This is a genomic window from Halovenus amylolytica, from assembly GCA_004015825.1.
GTDB classification, from domain to species: Archaea; Halobacteriota; Halobacteria; order Halobacteriales; family Haloarculaceae; genus Halovenus; species Halovenus amylolytica.
Genome location: SAYS01000006.1, coordinates 20704 through 35115 on the forward strand (window position 1 = coordinate 20704; position 14412 = coordinate 35115).

16 protein-coding genes are annotated in these 14412 nt (G+C 59.2%); 10 read left to right on the plus strand and 6 right to left on the minus strand.

What is annotated here, in order from left to right:
- Window positions 1–32: 32 nt before the first annotated feature.
- Window positions 33–1133: a DoxX family protein gene (locus EOW68_RS06060; RefSeq protein WP_128224267.1), complete on the plus strand. Its 1101-nt coding sequence runs from the start codon at window positions 33–35 to the stop codon at window positions 1131–1133.
- 347 nt (window positions 1134–1480) lie between these two features.
- On the opposite strand, the gene EOW68_RS06065 is transcribed toward EOW68_RS06060, so the two are convergent.
- The 3 genes from EOW68_RS06065 to EOW68_RS06075 all read right to left on the minus strand — a co-directional run bounded on the left by EOW68_RS06065 (window position 1481) and on the right by EOW68_RS06075 (window position 3659).
- Window positions 1481–1906 carry an FxLYD domain-containing protein gene (locus EOW68_RS06065; RefSeq protein ID WP_128224268.1) on the minus strand — a complete coding sequence of 142 codons (426 nt, stop codon included), beginning with the start codon at window positions 1904–1906 and terminating at the stop codon, window positions 1481–1483.
- 215 nt (window positions 1907–2121) lie between these two features.
- Window positions 2122–3132: a tyrosine-type recombinase/integrase gene (locus EOW68_RS06070; RefSeq protein WP_128224269.1), complete on the minus strand. Its 1011-nt coding sequence runs from the start codon at window positions 3130–3132 to the stop codon at window positions 2122–2124.
- Window positions 3129–3659 (minus strand): hypothetical protein, encoded by a 531-nt coding sequence (locus EOW68_RS06075; RefSeq protein WP_128224270.1) that lies wholly within the window; start codon window positions 3657–3659, stop codon window positions 3129–3131. Before EOW68_RS06075 ends, EOW68_RS06070 begins: the two co-directional genes overlap by 4 nt.
- A 203-nt stretch (window positions 3660–3862) precedes the next feature.
- Here EOW68_RS06075 and EOW68_RS06080 point away from each other — a divergent pair, with 203 nt between their 5' ends.
- From EOW68_RS06080 to EOW68_RS06105, 6 genes are all read left to right on the plus strand, one after another.
- Window positions 3863–4453 carry a DJ-1/PfpI family protein gene (locus tag EOW68_RS06080; protein WP_128224271.1) on the plus strand — a complete coding sequence of 197 codons (591 nt, stop codon included), beginning with the start codon at window positions 3863–3865 and terminating at the stop codon, window positions 4451–4453.
- 269 nt (window positions 4454–4722) lie between these two features.
- Window positions 4723–5289, plus strand: a complete 567-nt coding sequence (locus tag EOW68_RS06085) for a helix-hairpin-helix domain-containing protein (protein ID WP_128224272.1) — start codon at window positions 4723–4725, stop codon at window positions 5287–5289.
- 102 nt (window positions 5290–5391) lie between these two features.
- The gene (gene pabB, locus EOW68_RS06090; RefSeq protein WP_128224273.1) at window positions 5392–6870 is read left to right on the plus strand and encodes an aminodeoxychorismate synthase, component I; all 1479 of its coding nucleotides are present in this window, start codon (window positions 5392–5394) and stop codon (window positions 6868–6870) included.
- Complete coding sequence (locus EOW68_RS06095; RefSeq protein WP_128224274.1) at window positions 6867–7556, plus strand: anthranilate synthase component II; 690 nt, start codon at window positions 6867–6869, stop codon at window positions 7554–7556. Before pabB ends, EOW68_RS06095 begins: the two co-directional genes overlap by 4 nt.
- Window positions 7557–7571: 15 nt before the next feature.
- On the plus strand, window positions 7572–8438 hold the full coding sequence (locus tag EOW68_RS06100; protein ID WP_128224275.1) for an aminotransferase class IV: 867 nt from the start codon (window positions 7572–7574) through the stop codon (window positions 8436–8438).
- Between the two features lie 105 nt (window positions 8439–8543).
- Complete coding sequence (locus tag EOW68_RS06105) at window positions 8544–8960, plus strand: Rieske (2Fe-2S) protein (protein ID WP_128224276.1); 417 nt, start codon at window positions 8544–8546, stop codon at window positions 8958–8960.
- Window positions 8961–9276: 316 nt separating this feature from the next.
- Here EOW68_RS06105 and EOW68_RS06110 read toward each other — a convergent pair whose 3' ends face one another.
- Entirely contained in the window at window positions 9277–9567 is a 291-nt protein-coding gene (locus tag EOW68_RS06110) for a transcriptional regulator (RefSeq protein WP_128224277.1), read from the minus strand.
- 108 nt (window positions 9568–9675) lie between these two features.
- Here EOW68_RS06110 and EOW68_RS06115 point away from each other — a divergent pair, with 108 nt between their 5' ends.
- Window positions 9676–10134 (plus strand): hypothetical protein, encoded by a 459-nt coding sequence (locus tag EOW68_RS06115; RefSeq protein WP_128224278.1) that lies wholly within the window; start codon window positions 9676–9678, stop codon window positions 10132–10134.
- A 12-nt stretch (window positions 10135–10146) separates the two neighbouring features.
- Here the strand turns inward: EOW68_RS06115 and EOW68_RS06120 are convergent, their stop codons facing one another.
- Window positions 10147–10647, minus strand: a complete 501-nt coding sequence (locus EOW68_RS06120) for a DUF367 family protein (protein WP_128224279.1) — start codon at window positions 10645–10647, stop codon at window positions 10147–10149.
- A 92-nt stretch (window positions 10648–10739) separates the two neighbouring features.
- On the opposite strand from EOW68_RS06120, the gene EOW68_RS06125 reads away from it, so the two are divergent.
- Entirely contained in the window at window positions 10740–12623 is a 1884-nt protein-coding gene (locus tag EOW68_RS06125; protein ID WP_128224280.1) for a redoxin domain-containing protein, read from the plus strand.
- Window positions 12620–12976, plus strand: coding sequence for a nuclear transport factor 2 family protein (locus EOW68_RS06130; protein WP_128224281.1), 357 nt, complete (start codon window positions 12620–12622; stop codon window positions 12974–12976). Before EOW68_RS06125 ends, EOW68_RS06130 begins: the two co-directional genes overlap by 4 nt.
- 28 nt (window positions 12977–13004) lie before the next feature.
- On the opposite strand, the gene serS is transcribed toward EOW68_RS06130, so the two are convergent.
- Window positions 13005–14387: a serine--tRNA ligase gene (serS, locus tag EOW68_RS06135; protein ID WP_128224282.1), complete on the minus strand. Its 1383-nt coding sequence runs from the start codon at window positions 14385–14387 to the stop codon at window positions 13005–13007.
- Window positions 14388–14412 lie beyond the last annotated feature (25 nt).

A 14412-nucleotide genomic window follows, 5' to 3' on the forward strand; every position in this document is an offset into this window, starting at 1 on the left:
ATTTTTGAGGACTGTTCCCATACTGTGTACAAATGAGTCACTTTTCCCCTAGAATTCGTCGGGCACTCCCCACGGCACTGGCAGTCGCCTGCCTGCTCTGGGTCGTCTCCGGCAGCGCGCGAGCACACGAGCAGTACGTCGTCGACGGTGAACAGGATGTTTCGGTCAGCGAGTTTCTCTCGGCAGTGCTGTCCGATCCAGTGAGTGTGGCGCTCCTGGCCGGCGGGGCCGTCTCTGTCGGGCTGGTGATCGTCGGCTATCTGTTCGTCCAGCCCTTCGACGCGGATATCACGGCGTTCCGGCTCGCGATGCGTGAGTACGCCGAGTACGTCCCCTGGCTGTTGCGGATCTCTATCGGGATCCCGTTGATCGGTGCGGGGTTCAGCGGCTACTTCATCAGCCCGGCAGTCGGGGTCGAACTCCGCCTGGTCCAGGTTTTCCTCGGCTTTATGCTGCTGTTCGGGCTGGCGACACGGGTCGTTGCGGTTGCGACGTTCGCGGTCTACGCCATCGGTGCCGTCATCTATCCCGACCTCCTGCTCCAGCTCGAAGTCGCCGCCGGATCGGCCGTCATCGCCCTGATCGGCAGCGGGAAACCGAGCGCCGACCACGTGCTCTACCGACTCTCCGAGGCGAGGGGGACGGTGTACGGCCGCGTGGATTTCGTCCACGACTGGGCGCGGAAACAACAGGACAAGTTTCGGCACCTAGAACACTATGCGCCCACTGTCGGTCGCATCGGGCTCGGTCTCGGATTCATCTTCCTCGGTGTCTCCGAGAAGATGCTCAGCCCGGGGCTCGGAATGGAGGTCGTCGATCACTACGATCTCACGTCGGTCATCCCGGTCTCACCCGAACTCTGGGTGTTCGGGGCCGGAATTTCCGAGATTGCACTCGGGACGCTGTTGATTCTCGGGGCCTTCACCCGTGCGAGTGCGATGACGGCGATTTTCATGTTCACGCTGACGCTGTTTGCGCTCCCCGACGACCCTGTTCTCGCTCACGTCGGACTCTACGGCCTCGCATCGATGCTGATTATCACGGGCAGTGGCCCCTACGCCGTCGACCGACAGATCACGACTGTGCTCAACGACTGGAAACACCAGTTCCAAGCCAGAAATACAGCAGATTAATGTATTAGATGAAACCCCTGTCAGCGGATCTTTTTTTATATGAGTTGATGAATCCTTCCGTTCAGACCCCGCTCACCCGCGCTCGGAGACTGGCAAAAAATGCCTTCAGATACTATACGATTCAAGTAGTTATTTCGACAATTATTTCTTATTCAACGAATCGGAACGAGTTTAATTTCGTTTCCCTCGCAGTATCCTCCTTCACTCTCGTCGTTTTTAATTTGTCAAAAGGTGGGTTTCGTGTGCCAAAACCGACTACCCCCTCAATTACTCAAATACCCCATACTACTTGATTATATAATACAGTTAACCAATTCGTCTGATTTTAATCCTTCCCCTCTAAAAACCTAAAACGCTGAAGTTGAGGCTTCAAGCTCGTAACGTGCGATCTCTTCAGCGTCTGTAAGGACAGGAATCTCGAACCCCCACCGTTCACCATCTGGCAAGTCAGTCGTGTTTGTGAAAAAGTCATCAACACGTACATCATCTTCGTCGTAAACCGTTGATTTAACCTCAACATATGACTGTTCTTCTCCTGTGTCATTCAAGAGTATTCCCTCAATCTGTACTGAGAATTCATCTTCAACTAGTTCGTGTTCTTCAATAACTAATCCCTCGCCGCTGTCATCGCTTCCACTGTCATCATCGCTTCCACTGTCATCTCCGTTGCCTCCATCATCGGAAGACGTAGTAGTTGTTTCTTCTTCTCCACATCCAGCAATTGATATGGTACTTGCCCCAACCATAGCTGCTATGAACTTTCTTCGATTCATCCATAAGACATTACAGAAAAGGTGGTTAAAAAAGTATCTACATATATCTTACTCTCTACGTAATTTAAATTCCCTCGGAAGAACCCTCTCCGCTGTCTACTATTTGTTGTATTTATGGGGTTCTAGCAATTTAAATCTTTCGATTTTGTCATAATTTCTAGTATGTTAGATATCCAATCATTTGCAAGCTAGCGGTTATGCGGCGACGAGTATTGTCAAATTGAGAACTTGCGAGATTCCTCAACGTAATCTTCTTCTGCGATTTTCAGATATATCTCGGTGTTGCTCAAATCCTCGTGCCCCATTAATTTCTGCAAGGAGCGTAGATTAATTCCCGACTTAATCGCTTGGACAGCATACGAGTGTCGGAGAACGTGAGCCGAGATCTTGTGTCCCTGCCTTCCGTCAGAATACTCGTGTGTATCTTCTTGGAGACCAGCATTCTCTGCAGCTTGAGTAACAATCTGATTTACCTGCTTACCAGAGATATGCTCTCTCGTGTCAGTCGGAAACAAGTAATCAGAGTCATGCTCTCTGGCGTAGAATACTGCGTCTCTGTAACCAGCGTCAAGCCATTCGTCCAACATGAATCCCACGTACATTGGACTGTACGTTACCTTTCTTGGTTCTTTCGATTTAATTGCCGGAATATTAATCGTCTGTGAATTCCTATCTAGATTGTCAAGGTGAATTGACGCAAGCTCTCCTCGACGTAGCCCACAGTTGTACAAAATTTTCACGATTAAAGAATTTCTCGTCTTTGGAGCAGGCACGTTGTCCACCAGTTTCCGAATGTCGGAAGACTCTAAGTAGTAGATACCACCCCGTGACTTAATCTCTTCAGATTGAGATTTCTTGGTCTCCGTACTCCACGATTGATTCAGCTCTACGGCTGGATTCCCTTCAATCGAAAAATCCATCTCGTAATCTTCACAAACCTCTCTGCCAAGTTGGAAGAATTGGGAGAGTGCCGCCCTCTTGCGTTTAATCGTTGAGCCAGAGTACGGTCCTCTGTCCCTCGACGGTGTTGCCAACTCTTCCAATCGGATTCGAATGTCAGAGATAGTTGCCTCATGCAAATCGCTCTCACGGTCCTTCGAGAGCCAGTCGTCAAATTTTGAGATCTCCGTCAAGTATCGTTCAGCCGTATTCTCTGAATTACCTCTCGACAGGACTTTTTGAACAAATTTCTCTTCGAAGAACTCACTGATTACAGGACGGCTCATGGCTCTCTCCAGAAATACGCCGTACCGTCACTCGTCGTATGAGTCGCAACCTGCGGGTGATTCTCTGACACTGCAATCAGCGCGTTGAGTACCTCTTCAGGATTCCCGTCAATCTGATTGGCAACAGCGCCAGCAGTCAGTAAATCTTCAGCCCTCTCTCGTACGAGATTCTCCTTCGGCGGAACAGCCACCTCTGGCAAGAGACGTAGGACAACCTTCTGTAAATTCACTGTCTCCGATTCACTCGAAACACGGGACTGCTCTTCAATTCGACGCATACGCTCCTCTACGTCTTCGAGAGACGATTGAATCGAATTAAGGGCTCTCTGCACATCTTCAGATTGAACCGCGTGAGCGCCCTGCTGTGTCGATCGAGTAGGATTATGGTGTCCTTCGAGTTCTCGATTGACTGACGTTCTGATTAATTCGCTGACAGATTGAGCAACTGCCTCGTCTTCGACTGCTCTGAACCAATCCTCGTATGTCGATTCTGGCACGGTAATGTTCAATCTCTTCGAGTCTGCCATATCTTGAGCATTGGTGCCCCAATACATTAAACTTATGTATTCTGAATTTGGAAACACCAGTTTCAGGAGCGCAGACGAACTACCAGCGGGAGCGACTGAGCACGACGACGCGCTCGCCAATTACCAGTTTTCCCCGGAAAGTAGTTGTACGTAAGAGGGGATTTTATGACCTATTACATCGTATATCTCCCTGGGTGCTACCAATGAGCAAAGACATCCTGATGATCGTCGGTGATTTCGGCGAGGATTACGAGATAATGGTACCGTTCCAGGCACTGGAGATGGTGGGACACAACGTCGACGCCGTCTGTCCCGACAAAGAAGCTGGGGAGACGATCAAGACGGCGATCCACGACTTCCGTGGTGACCAGACCTACATGGAGTCCCGTGGTCACAACTTCGAACTGAACGCGACGATGGACGAGATCGATCCGAGCGACTACGACGCGCTCTGCGTTCCCGGGGGCAGGGCACCGGAGTATCTCCGGACACACGACGAAGTGATCGAGGCCGTACAGCACTTCTTCGAGGAAGACAAGCCGGTCGCCTCGATCTGTCACGGGCCACAGATCCTGGCTGCCGCCGACGTCCTCGATGGCTACGAGATAACCGCCTATCCGGCCGTCCAGGCAGAGGTCGAGGCCGCCGGCTGTTCGTGGGTCGACGGGGTCGTCCGGGACGGCAACCTCGTCACTGGACAGGCCTGGCCGGACCATCCGGAGTGGCTCGCCGAGTTCATGGAACTGCTCGGTGACGATATCAGCCACGGCGAACCGGTCCCAGCCGACGACTAACGCGGTCCGTGACCTGTTTGCCGGATCAGCAACGCTGACCCGGCCTGGCACTGATGTGACCACCTCCACATTCATCTAATTCTGATCACATATCGTGGGACAGTACGATATTCTTACCTGTTTCATACGCTGACTACCCCGAGACGGGCGCTCGACTGGTCCGGCTGTTGTGTTACAATCAGGTCCCGCTTCAGTTCCGGTTCGAACTGGTCATCGAACTAGTCGGTGGCCTGCAATAATTAAGTACTCCGCTACGTAACAGTTCGAACATGAAGGCGCTAACGCGAATGATCAGGAGTCTTTTCGGTCTCTCTTCGGACGAGACAGAGACTGAATCTGGGCCCCAGAAAAGCGAGATTACAGTCGAGCGCGAACCCAACACTGCGAGCGAGGATGCAGTCAAGGGGACGGCGACCGATGCCGGGGACAGTGATGTCGCCGAGTCGTCCGAGGTGTCCGAGCCGGGGACCGGGTCCGTGTCGGATGCCGACACCGCAGACTCAGAGACCGAAATGGTGGACGAGGTACCGGACGAAGAAGTGGCATTCGAGGAAGAGGAGGAGTCGGTCGCCGACGAAGGAGACGACGAGTCGGTTGCAGAATCCGAAGACGAGTCCGTAGACCAACCAGACGCGGAATCCGAAACCGAGGAGACGGCTGAACCCGTCGACCAGATCAGCGGTATCGGGCCGACCTACAGCGACCGCCTCGGTAGCGCCGGAATCGAGACCGTCGCGGATCTCGCAGACAGCGATCCCGAAACTATTGCAGATGCGGCCCAGGTGTCCGAATCGCGCGCCTCGGACTGGATCGACAGGGCCCAGAATTTCGCCTGATCTGTTTTTGCGAGTGCCTCCCCGATCGCTGACCAGTTCCAGCGACAGCTATCCGGCGTCGAATCGCAAAACCGTTTAAACCTCTCACTCCTTCTCTCCTCTATGGATCCGGAGGTCGTCACAACTCCCTCGGCATTCGCGGCGACAGCCGCCGACGTGCCAGCGGGCGGGCGTGTCCCCGTCGAAGTCCGCGTTCCCGTCGACGATCCGTTTCTCGCCTACCGGCGGGCACGCGAGGGCACTGGTGGTGCCTACCTCGCGACGACTGGCGGCCAGTCCGGCTGGGGATATTTCGGTGTCGAACCGACGGCCGTCAGAGAGCACGACCCCGCGGACGGATCGACGCTTTCTGTCCTCGCAGACCTCGTCGACTCCGAACAGCTCCACCGCGGCGACTGCAAAATTCCCTACCCCTGCGGTGCGATCGGCTGGCTCTCCTACGACGTGGCTCGCGAACTCGAAGACATCCCGACGCTCGCGACCGACGACCGCACTCTCCCGAATCTCCAGATCGCGACCTACGATACAGTTGCCTCGTGGGAAGAACCCCGCGAGGGTGACGTCGAGTTACGTATCACGGCCTGCCCCCGGATCGACGATCCAGCGGACCCCGAGCAGGCGTACGAACAGGCAAGAGAGATGGCACTCGATCTGGCCCGGCGGGCTATCGACGGTGATCCGTCGATCGGCGCACCGCCCGTCGACGCCACGACGGCCGAGTTCGAAAGCGACTGCGGCCGCGAGGCCTTCGCCGAACGCGTCCGGCGGGTCAAACAGTACATCCGCGACGGTGATACCTTCCAGGCGAACATCTCACAGCGACTGCGCGCCCCCGCGGCTGTCCACCCGGTCGCGGCCTTCGACGCGCTCCGGGAGGTCAATCCAGCGCCGTACTCCGCACTGCTCGAATTCCCGGGTGTGGATCTCGTCAGCGCCAGCCCCGAACTGCTGCTCGAACGCGATGGGGACCGTCTCCTCACAGAACCGATCGCAGGCACACGGCCACGGGGTGCGACCGAGAGCGAGGACGACCGCCTCGAAACAGACCTCCGTACCGACGAGAAGGAGCGGGCCGAACACGCGATGCTGGTCGATCTCGAACGCAACGACCTCGGCAAAGTCTCCGAGTTCGGTTCGGTCTCCGTCCCGGAGTACCGCCGCGTGGATCGGTACTCGGAGGTGATGCATCTCGTCTCACTCGTCGAGGGCGAACTCGGTCCGGAGTTCGATCTCGAAGACGCCATCGCGGCGGTGTTCCCGGGTGGAACGATCACAGGCGCGCCGAAACCCCGGACGATGGAGATCATCGAGGAGATGGAGGCGACCCGCCGGGGCCCCTACACCGGCAGCATCGGCATCTTCGGTTTCGACGACCGTGCGACGTTGAATATCATCATCCGAACGCTCGTCCGGTACGAGGACGAGTATCATCTCCGTGTCGGGGCGGGGATCGTCCACGACTCCGACCCAGGGCGGGAGTACGCCGAAACACTCGACAAGGGACGGGCGCTCGTCACTGCCGTCGACCGGGCACTCGGTGACCGGGCAGACCTCCGCGTCGAGAACCCATCACAACAATGAGCTCCGAACCGTCAGCCGCTGTCCGTGCCCGCGGCCAGCGCGTCCTCGTCGTGGACAACTACGACTCCTTCGCGTACAATCTCGTCCAGTACGTCGGGTCGGTCGTCACTGGTCGGACTGGTGATACAGGCGGCGAGTCCGAGGCTGGTGACGGAAGCGGCGACCCCGAGGCTGGCGAGGTGATCGTCCGCCGCAACGATCGGATCGATCTGGCCGGCGTCGATACACTCGATCCGGACGCAGTCGTGATCTCGCCGGGGCCCGGTACCCCTGCCGAGGCAGGTATCTCGATCCCGCTGTTCGCGGAGCGAACCTACCCGACACTCGGTGTCTGCCTCGGCCACCAGGCACTGTGTTCGGCCCACGGCGCGCCGGTTGGCCACGCCGACTCGGTCGTCCACGGCAAACCCTCGACGATTACCCACGACGGCCGTGGCGTCTTCGATGGCTTCCCTGGCCAGTTCGATGTCGGGCGATACCACTCGCTTGCCGTCGAACGCGAGGATCTGCCCGATATTTTGACAGAGACTGCCCAGACGGACGACGAGGCGACCGTCGTGATGGGTGTTCGCCACGACTCCCTGCCCCACGTCGGCGTCCAGTTTCACCCCGAGAGCATTCTGACCGAGGACGGAATCGATCTCGTCGCGAACTTCCTCGCGATGGCAGCCGAACACCGTGAGTGACCAACACAAGCCACGATGACCGACCAGTACCACGTTAACGGCGAACTCGTCCCCGCCGACGAGGCGACGGTGAACGTCCGGGATCGGGGGTTCATGTACGGCGACGGGGCCTTCGAAACGCTGCGGATCTACGCCGGTGAGCCCTTCGAGTGGGACGCTCACGCCGAGCGTCTGCAGCGAAGCTGTGAGACACTCGGGTTCGGTGACGCGCTCCCGCCAGCGAGTGATCTCCGTGAGCGCGTCGACGAGACGCTGGCTGCGAACGACCTCTTCGATTCGTATCTCAAGCTCTCCGTGACTCGTGGTGTCCAGCCCGGCAAGCTCACACCCGGCGAGGACGTCGATCCGACGATCGTCATCTACGTCTCTGAACTGCCGCGGGCAGGTGTCGACGGTGAGCGTGTCTGGGATGGCCCCGCCTCAGTGGGGACTGTCGAGCGAGAGCGCGTATCCGACGAAGCGATTCCAGCCGACGCGAAGACGCACAACTATCTGAACGGGATTCTCGCGCGACTGGAACTGCGCAATAGCGACCACGACGAGGCGATCATGTGTTCGTCGGATGGCTACCTCGCGGAGGGTGCAACGAGTAACCTCTTTTTCGTCAGCGGTGGAACGCTGCGGACGCCGACAGCAGCGTTGCCGCTGCTTCCAGGGATAACGCGGGACGTGGTTCTCTCACTCGCCGAGGAGGCCGGCATTTCGGTCGAGACCGGCCGGTACGACCCCGAAATCTTGCGGCAGGCCAGCGAGGTGTTCGTCACGAACTCGACGTGGGAGATCAGACCGGTCACGCGTGTCGACGACGAACCAGTCGCCGTTGGTCCGGTGACGAGGGATCTACAGGAGCGGTTCGACAAACTGGTCGAGTCGTTCTATTAGCCGGTCTACCCGGTGCCCCGGGGATAGCCGAGTAGCACCGGTCAGCAGTGAGTCGTATTTTTCCGACACGTTCAAGCGGATACGTCCACCACAGTTACACAACGAATGGACGAGGACAGCCGAATCGCGTCGCTGGACGAGGTGCCGGCAGACAGCAGTCTTCTCTTTACGATCCGCGATGGATTCGACACAGAAGAGGCGATTCTCCTCGACCTCTCTGATGGCGTCATCGCGTTGAAAAACTACTGTCCCCACTGGACGGACGTCCGGTTCGATTCTGGCAGCGGCGCGACAGTCCGTGACGACGAACTCGTCTGCACGAAACACGGTGCAACTTTCGAGACGACGACGGGTGACTGCACGCACGGCCCCTGCGAGGGTGCGACCATCGACGAGGTCGGGGTGACTGTCCACGATGGCGCGGTGTATCTGACCGACGAGAGCTACGAGTTCGAGAATCTCGGCCCCTCCGGCGACCACGATCTCTCCTCGCGTGGCCGGATTGGATTTTCTGGAAACTGACTAGGAGATTTTGGATATGCGTAGACGGTTGTTGGTGCTGTGAACAGTACGAACGTCCCAAGTGGAGAGACTGTACCAAACGACAGTACTGCGACCAGCAAGAAAGCCCCGAGGCTGTCGGGGAAGGCGGACCCATCAAGCGTCGGGAGGCTCCGTCTCCCGGGCCCGCGGGTGTGACCCGCGGCCACCAACTGGAGCGCAGATGGGTCCCCCGAGTTCAGAGCCTCGGGGCTTTCTTGCTGTTTGGAATGTCAGTCCCAGTTACCGACTCCCATTTTGAAGCGTTCGAGCCGTTTCCACCAGAACCACTTGTTGCTCACTCCACTCGGAAGGCAGGCTCTTCGATACTCTCCGATTTACACTCCGGACAGCGACTCGGCCGGTTGATCAGGTCGTCGAACTCCTCGAAGCCACACTCGCGGCATGTCGGCGGAGCCACGAGTAGCTGTTCGCCCGTACTGTCGAGTGATTTCGCGATATGTTCGACGTGTGTGAGCCCATCGGCGGCCGTAATCTCGAACTCCCGTGCGATATCGCTGACTGCAAGTGGTTGTTCGCGCAGTCGGTCGGTGATTCGCTCGCGTGTCGTCCGACTCCCCTCGCTCATACCCGCAGTTAGACCGCTACCGGCAAGCAGTTTTCGACCACTGACTCTCATCTCGGTTACTCACGCTTGGATAGTTTTATTTATCAGTTGGGAATACACCGAGGTGACATGTCCTACGGACGAACACAACCATCGGCAGGCCCCGTGGAGGGTGCAATCCACGGCGCAGTCGTCTACCTCGGGTTGAGTCTCGGATTGTTTCTGACAACGACTCTTTCGCTGGTTCTGGGAGAAGACTCACTCGCCGTCTCGGGTTCCAGTAATAAACTCTTCTTCGCGGCCCAGTTCGGATTCGAACAGCTGCTGGTCCTCGCCCCGCTGCTTGCCGTCGGGCTCGCAGTGTACTACGTGGCGTCGGACCGTGGCGAACCTGCCTTCGTTACCACAGCAGTCGCCGGCGCTGTCGGGACACTGCTGGCTGGACTCGTCATGCTGATTCTGATGATCGCCCTGGCACCGGATCTCGTCGATGTCAGTCTCGGCGACGAACTCCCGGTTCTTCTCGCATACGTCCTCGGCTCCGCCATCGCTGGTGGCGTGAGTGCGATCGGGCTCGATATCGTCTAGCGGAGTCGCGTCTTACTCGTCTGCGAGATACTCGTCCTGAACTTCGATAACCTCTGTCGAGTCTTCACAGGCTGCGTACCGTTCGAGCGGCTCGGCGTTGAGTTCGAGAAACGTATGCCCCCAGCTGAACTTCGAGAGGATCTCCTCTGCCTGCTCGCGCTCGCCGAGGATCACGAGCGCACCCGCGAAGGCCTCGACGGTGTTGAGCTGGAACGGTGTCCCGTAGTTGACCGGGTTCGATGCGACGAGGAAGGGCAGCGAGCGGTGAACACCGCCGATATCGAACGCCTCCTGCTCGGCGGTCTCCCAGGAACAGTCGAGCGCGACGAGGCGGTCGCCGGCCCCGGTTCGATCCGCGGGTGAGAGTGCCTGCTCCGCGAAGGGGTTGAGGACGATCCCCGGGGGCGTCGCCCGCGTCGTCTTGTGGAGCGTCGCGAGATCGAATTTCGCGAGCCTGCGGGCTGTGCACTTCTTCGGGTCGTCGTCGCCCTCGTATCTGACGTGCAGGTCCACACCTGTCCTACACGCTCGGCGTGTTTCTGTGTTTTCTCTGTGCGATAACACAGCCACAGTATTAAGTACGAATACGCGATATCTCGTATACAATGATCGAAAAGGGGGAGACAGCGCCGATATTTACCCTCCCCGGTGTCCGAGACGGCGAGATAACAGCGATCCACGGCGACGAATTTCTTGGGGAGGATATCGTCGTGCTCGCCTTCTACCCTGGTGATTTCAACCCCTCCTGTGCCGACGGAGAGACGGGCCTGGACGAACTCGACCTCTTTACGATGCAGAAGGATGTCAGCGTTCTCGCGCTCTCCGGCGACAGCGTCCACAGCCACCTCGCCTTCGCCGAGGAGTACAACCTGCATATGCCGCTCCTCTCTGATACCGACGGCAGTGTCGCTGTCGAGTACGGCGTCGCCGTCGACGACGAGATGGCGGGCTATCTCACCCAGCGAGCAGTCGTCGTCGTCGACCACGCGGGAGTCGTCCAGTTCACCTGGGTCGGTGCGCGGCCGGGAGCAGTCCCGAACGCCGAGCAGATCCGCGCAGCGATCAAAGAGATCGGTGACGAGGACACCGCACAGTCCAGATATCGGGTCGGCTATGCCCGCTATATGGAGGCGCGGCGGGCCTTCACCAGCGCGATGAAGGCCTTCGAAACGGACGAGTGGATGATCGCACAGACGGATTTCACACAGGCTGCCGCGGAGTTCGACGAGGCAGGCGACGAGTTCGACACTGCCATCCGGTTCGCCGAGGCAGAGGAGAGCCGGAAGTACTTCGAGCGCGCAGAGAAGAAGGCAGAATCGCTCTGGCGGGCCGCCGACTGGTTGGGCCAGTCTTCGAACGCCTTTTCGAGTGGTGATGGGGCCAGAGGCCAGTCACTCCGCAGTGATGCCGAATCCCCGATCGAGACGGCCCGCGAGATCCACGAGCCACCGGACCCGGACGATTTCCCGCCGGAGACCGATCCAGCCGAGGAGGAAGACGAGCAACCGGAGCATTTCGTCCCACAGGAAGAGGACGATCCGGATGCCTCTCTGGATGCCGACCTCGATGTGGCAGTCGAGGCGCAGGCTGATCTCGCCTCGTCGGCCAACGAGACAGGAGCCGAACAGCCAGTCGCGACGGTTCCAACCTACGGTGGCGGTGAGCGCACCAGATCACGACGAGAGTCACACACGACCACTCCGGGTCGACGGCCGCGGTCGTATCCTGAAGAGTCCCCGAACAGGACAGAGCAGGTGACCGACACGGGGACTGACGAGGACGATTCGGAGATCGACGACGAGGAACTCGAAGCGATCACAGCGGAACTCGAACAACAGTCCGAGTCGACCACGAAGGACGACGAGCCGGAAATTAACGACAGAAGTGTCGTCCCGGGCGAAATCAAGCTCGAAACCCCCGACAGCGGAGGCGACGAGCTGGACGGTGCGCTTGCACCGAGGACAGCGGTCGACGGCGAGGATGCCGACACCGAAGAGACTGTTCTCGAAGAAGACCGCCCCGAGGCCGACGACGCAGTGGCTGACGAGGCCGATTCCGGAGGTGTCAGCACCGACGATGCGGACATCGATGTGGCCAGCGCGGCGCCGGCTCGGGCCGACGGGACAGCAGACGACGGCATCGCTGCTGACACTGTGGATCCCTCTGCGGACGACGAAATCGCTGACGACGGCACGGAGTCGACAGATCGGTCGTCCGAAAGCACCGACGATGCAACCGACAGCGTCGTCGACGATGTGTACACCGGTGTCGTGGATGTGAGTACCGACGTCGTCACGCAGGTCGGCGGCGAGTTCGTCGAGGGTGACAGCGAGCAGTCCGAGCAGATAGACGGGGAGCAGACAGACGGAGAGGCTGATGGGACTGTCGAGGAGGATGTCGAACTCGATCTGACCGAACCGGAGACCGAGAAACAGGACGACGAGGGCGAGGAGTCAGAAGGCAACCACGGTGTCCCGGATTCGCTATGACCGGTGAGCACGAGGCGACCGCCGAGTTTCGTTCGACAGCACGGGCGTACTACGACGCACTCGACAGCCACGACTACGACCGACTCGAATCGCTGCTCGCCCCCGACTTCGTCCACGACCGCCCGGAGATGACCCTCGACGGTCGCGAGCGGTTCGTCCAGTTCATGCGCGAGGAGCGGCCGGAGACCGAGACCAGCCATCCGATCGATCGGATCTACCGGACAGGCGAGGCAGACGAGCTTGCTATCCGGGGGAGACTGGTCGAGAAAGACGGCAGGACGCTCACCGGATTCGTCGATGTCTTCTCGTTCGGTTCTGATGGGATCGTCCGGATAGAGACCTACACCGACTGAGTTCGCGCGTTCTGCGAAATCGGTGTTTCTATTCTTTCTCGCCGGCACCGACCGCCGCCTCGCCGACTGGTTCGTGGCCCTCGATGAGCTCCTGGCCACCCAGGTACGGACGGAGCGGTTCGGGGATCGTCACCGTCCCGTCCTCGTTCTGGTAGTACTCCAGCAGCGCGACCATCAGCCGGGGCAGCGCCACACCGGAGGCGTTCAGCGTGTGGAGGTACTCGGCGGATTCGTGGCGTTCCGGCCGGTATCGCAGCCCGATGCGCCGGGCCTGGAACGTCTCGAAATTCGAGGCGCTGGAGACCTCCAGCCACCGTCCACCGCGGTCGGGGCCGTGTTCCATGTCGTCGGCCGGTGCCCAGATCTCGATGTCGTAGGTACGCGCGGAGGCGAAGGTGAGGTCACCGCCACAGAGGAGGACGACCCGGTAGGGGAGCCCGAGTCGTTCGAGAACTTCCTCGGCCTCGCCGACCAGTTCGTCCAGCCGTTCGTCGCTTTCCTCTGGCTCGACGAAATTGACGAGTTCGACCTTGTTGAACTGGTGGACGCGCGCGAGCCCCCGCGTCTCGGTGCCGTGTTCGCCGGCCTCGCGCCGGAAGTTCGGAGTGTAAGCCTGGTGTTTCAGCGGGAGGTCGTCGGAGAGCAGGATCTCGTCGCGGTACATGTTGGTGACGGGGACCTCCGCGGTCGGACAGAGCCACAGATCGTCGTCGTCGTAGGGGTCGTCGTTGTGGCCGCCGATGCGGTAGGCGTCGTCGGCGAACTTCGGCAGCTGGCTCGTCCCGGTCATCGACTCGCTGTTGATCGCGATCGGCGGGAACACCTCAGAGTAGCCCTGCTCGCGGTGAACGTCCCGCATGAACTGGATGAGTGCGTGTTCCAGCCGTGCCGCGTCGCCTTTCAGAAAGTAGAAGCCGCCGCCGGTAACTTTCGCGCCGCGCTCGAAATCCAGAATATCGAGCTCCTCGCCCAGATCGTAGTGAGGGACCACTTCCTCCGGCAGCTCCCGGAGGTCGTCGAAGCCGACTCTGCGGACCTCCTCGTTGTCCTGTTCGGTCTCACCCGGCGGGATGTCGTCCTGCGGGATGTTCGGGAGTTCGAGCAGTCGGTCTTCGAGTTCGGCGTCGAGTTCGTCGGCCTCGTCCTCGATTGCTTCGAGTTCGTCTTTGAGTTCCTGCGAGCGCTGGATCGCCTCCTCGGCCTCCTCGTCTTTGCCTTCCTGCTTGAGGTCGCCGATACGGTCACTGACCTTGTTGCGTTCGTGCCTGAGATCGTCACCGCGGGATTTGAGATCACGCCACTCCTGTTCGATGTCCAGAATCTCCGCCAGATCGACGTCGTCGATCCCCCGGAGATCGAGTGCCTCCGCGACCTCGTCGGGGTTCTCTCGGACGAACTGCCTGCTTAGCATGCCCAAACCTTTGCGTGGCGGGTGG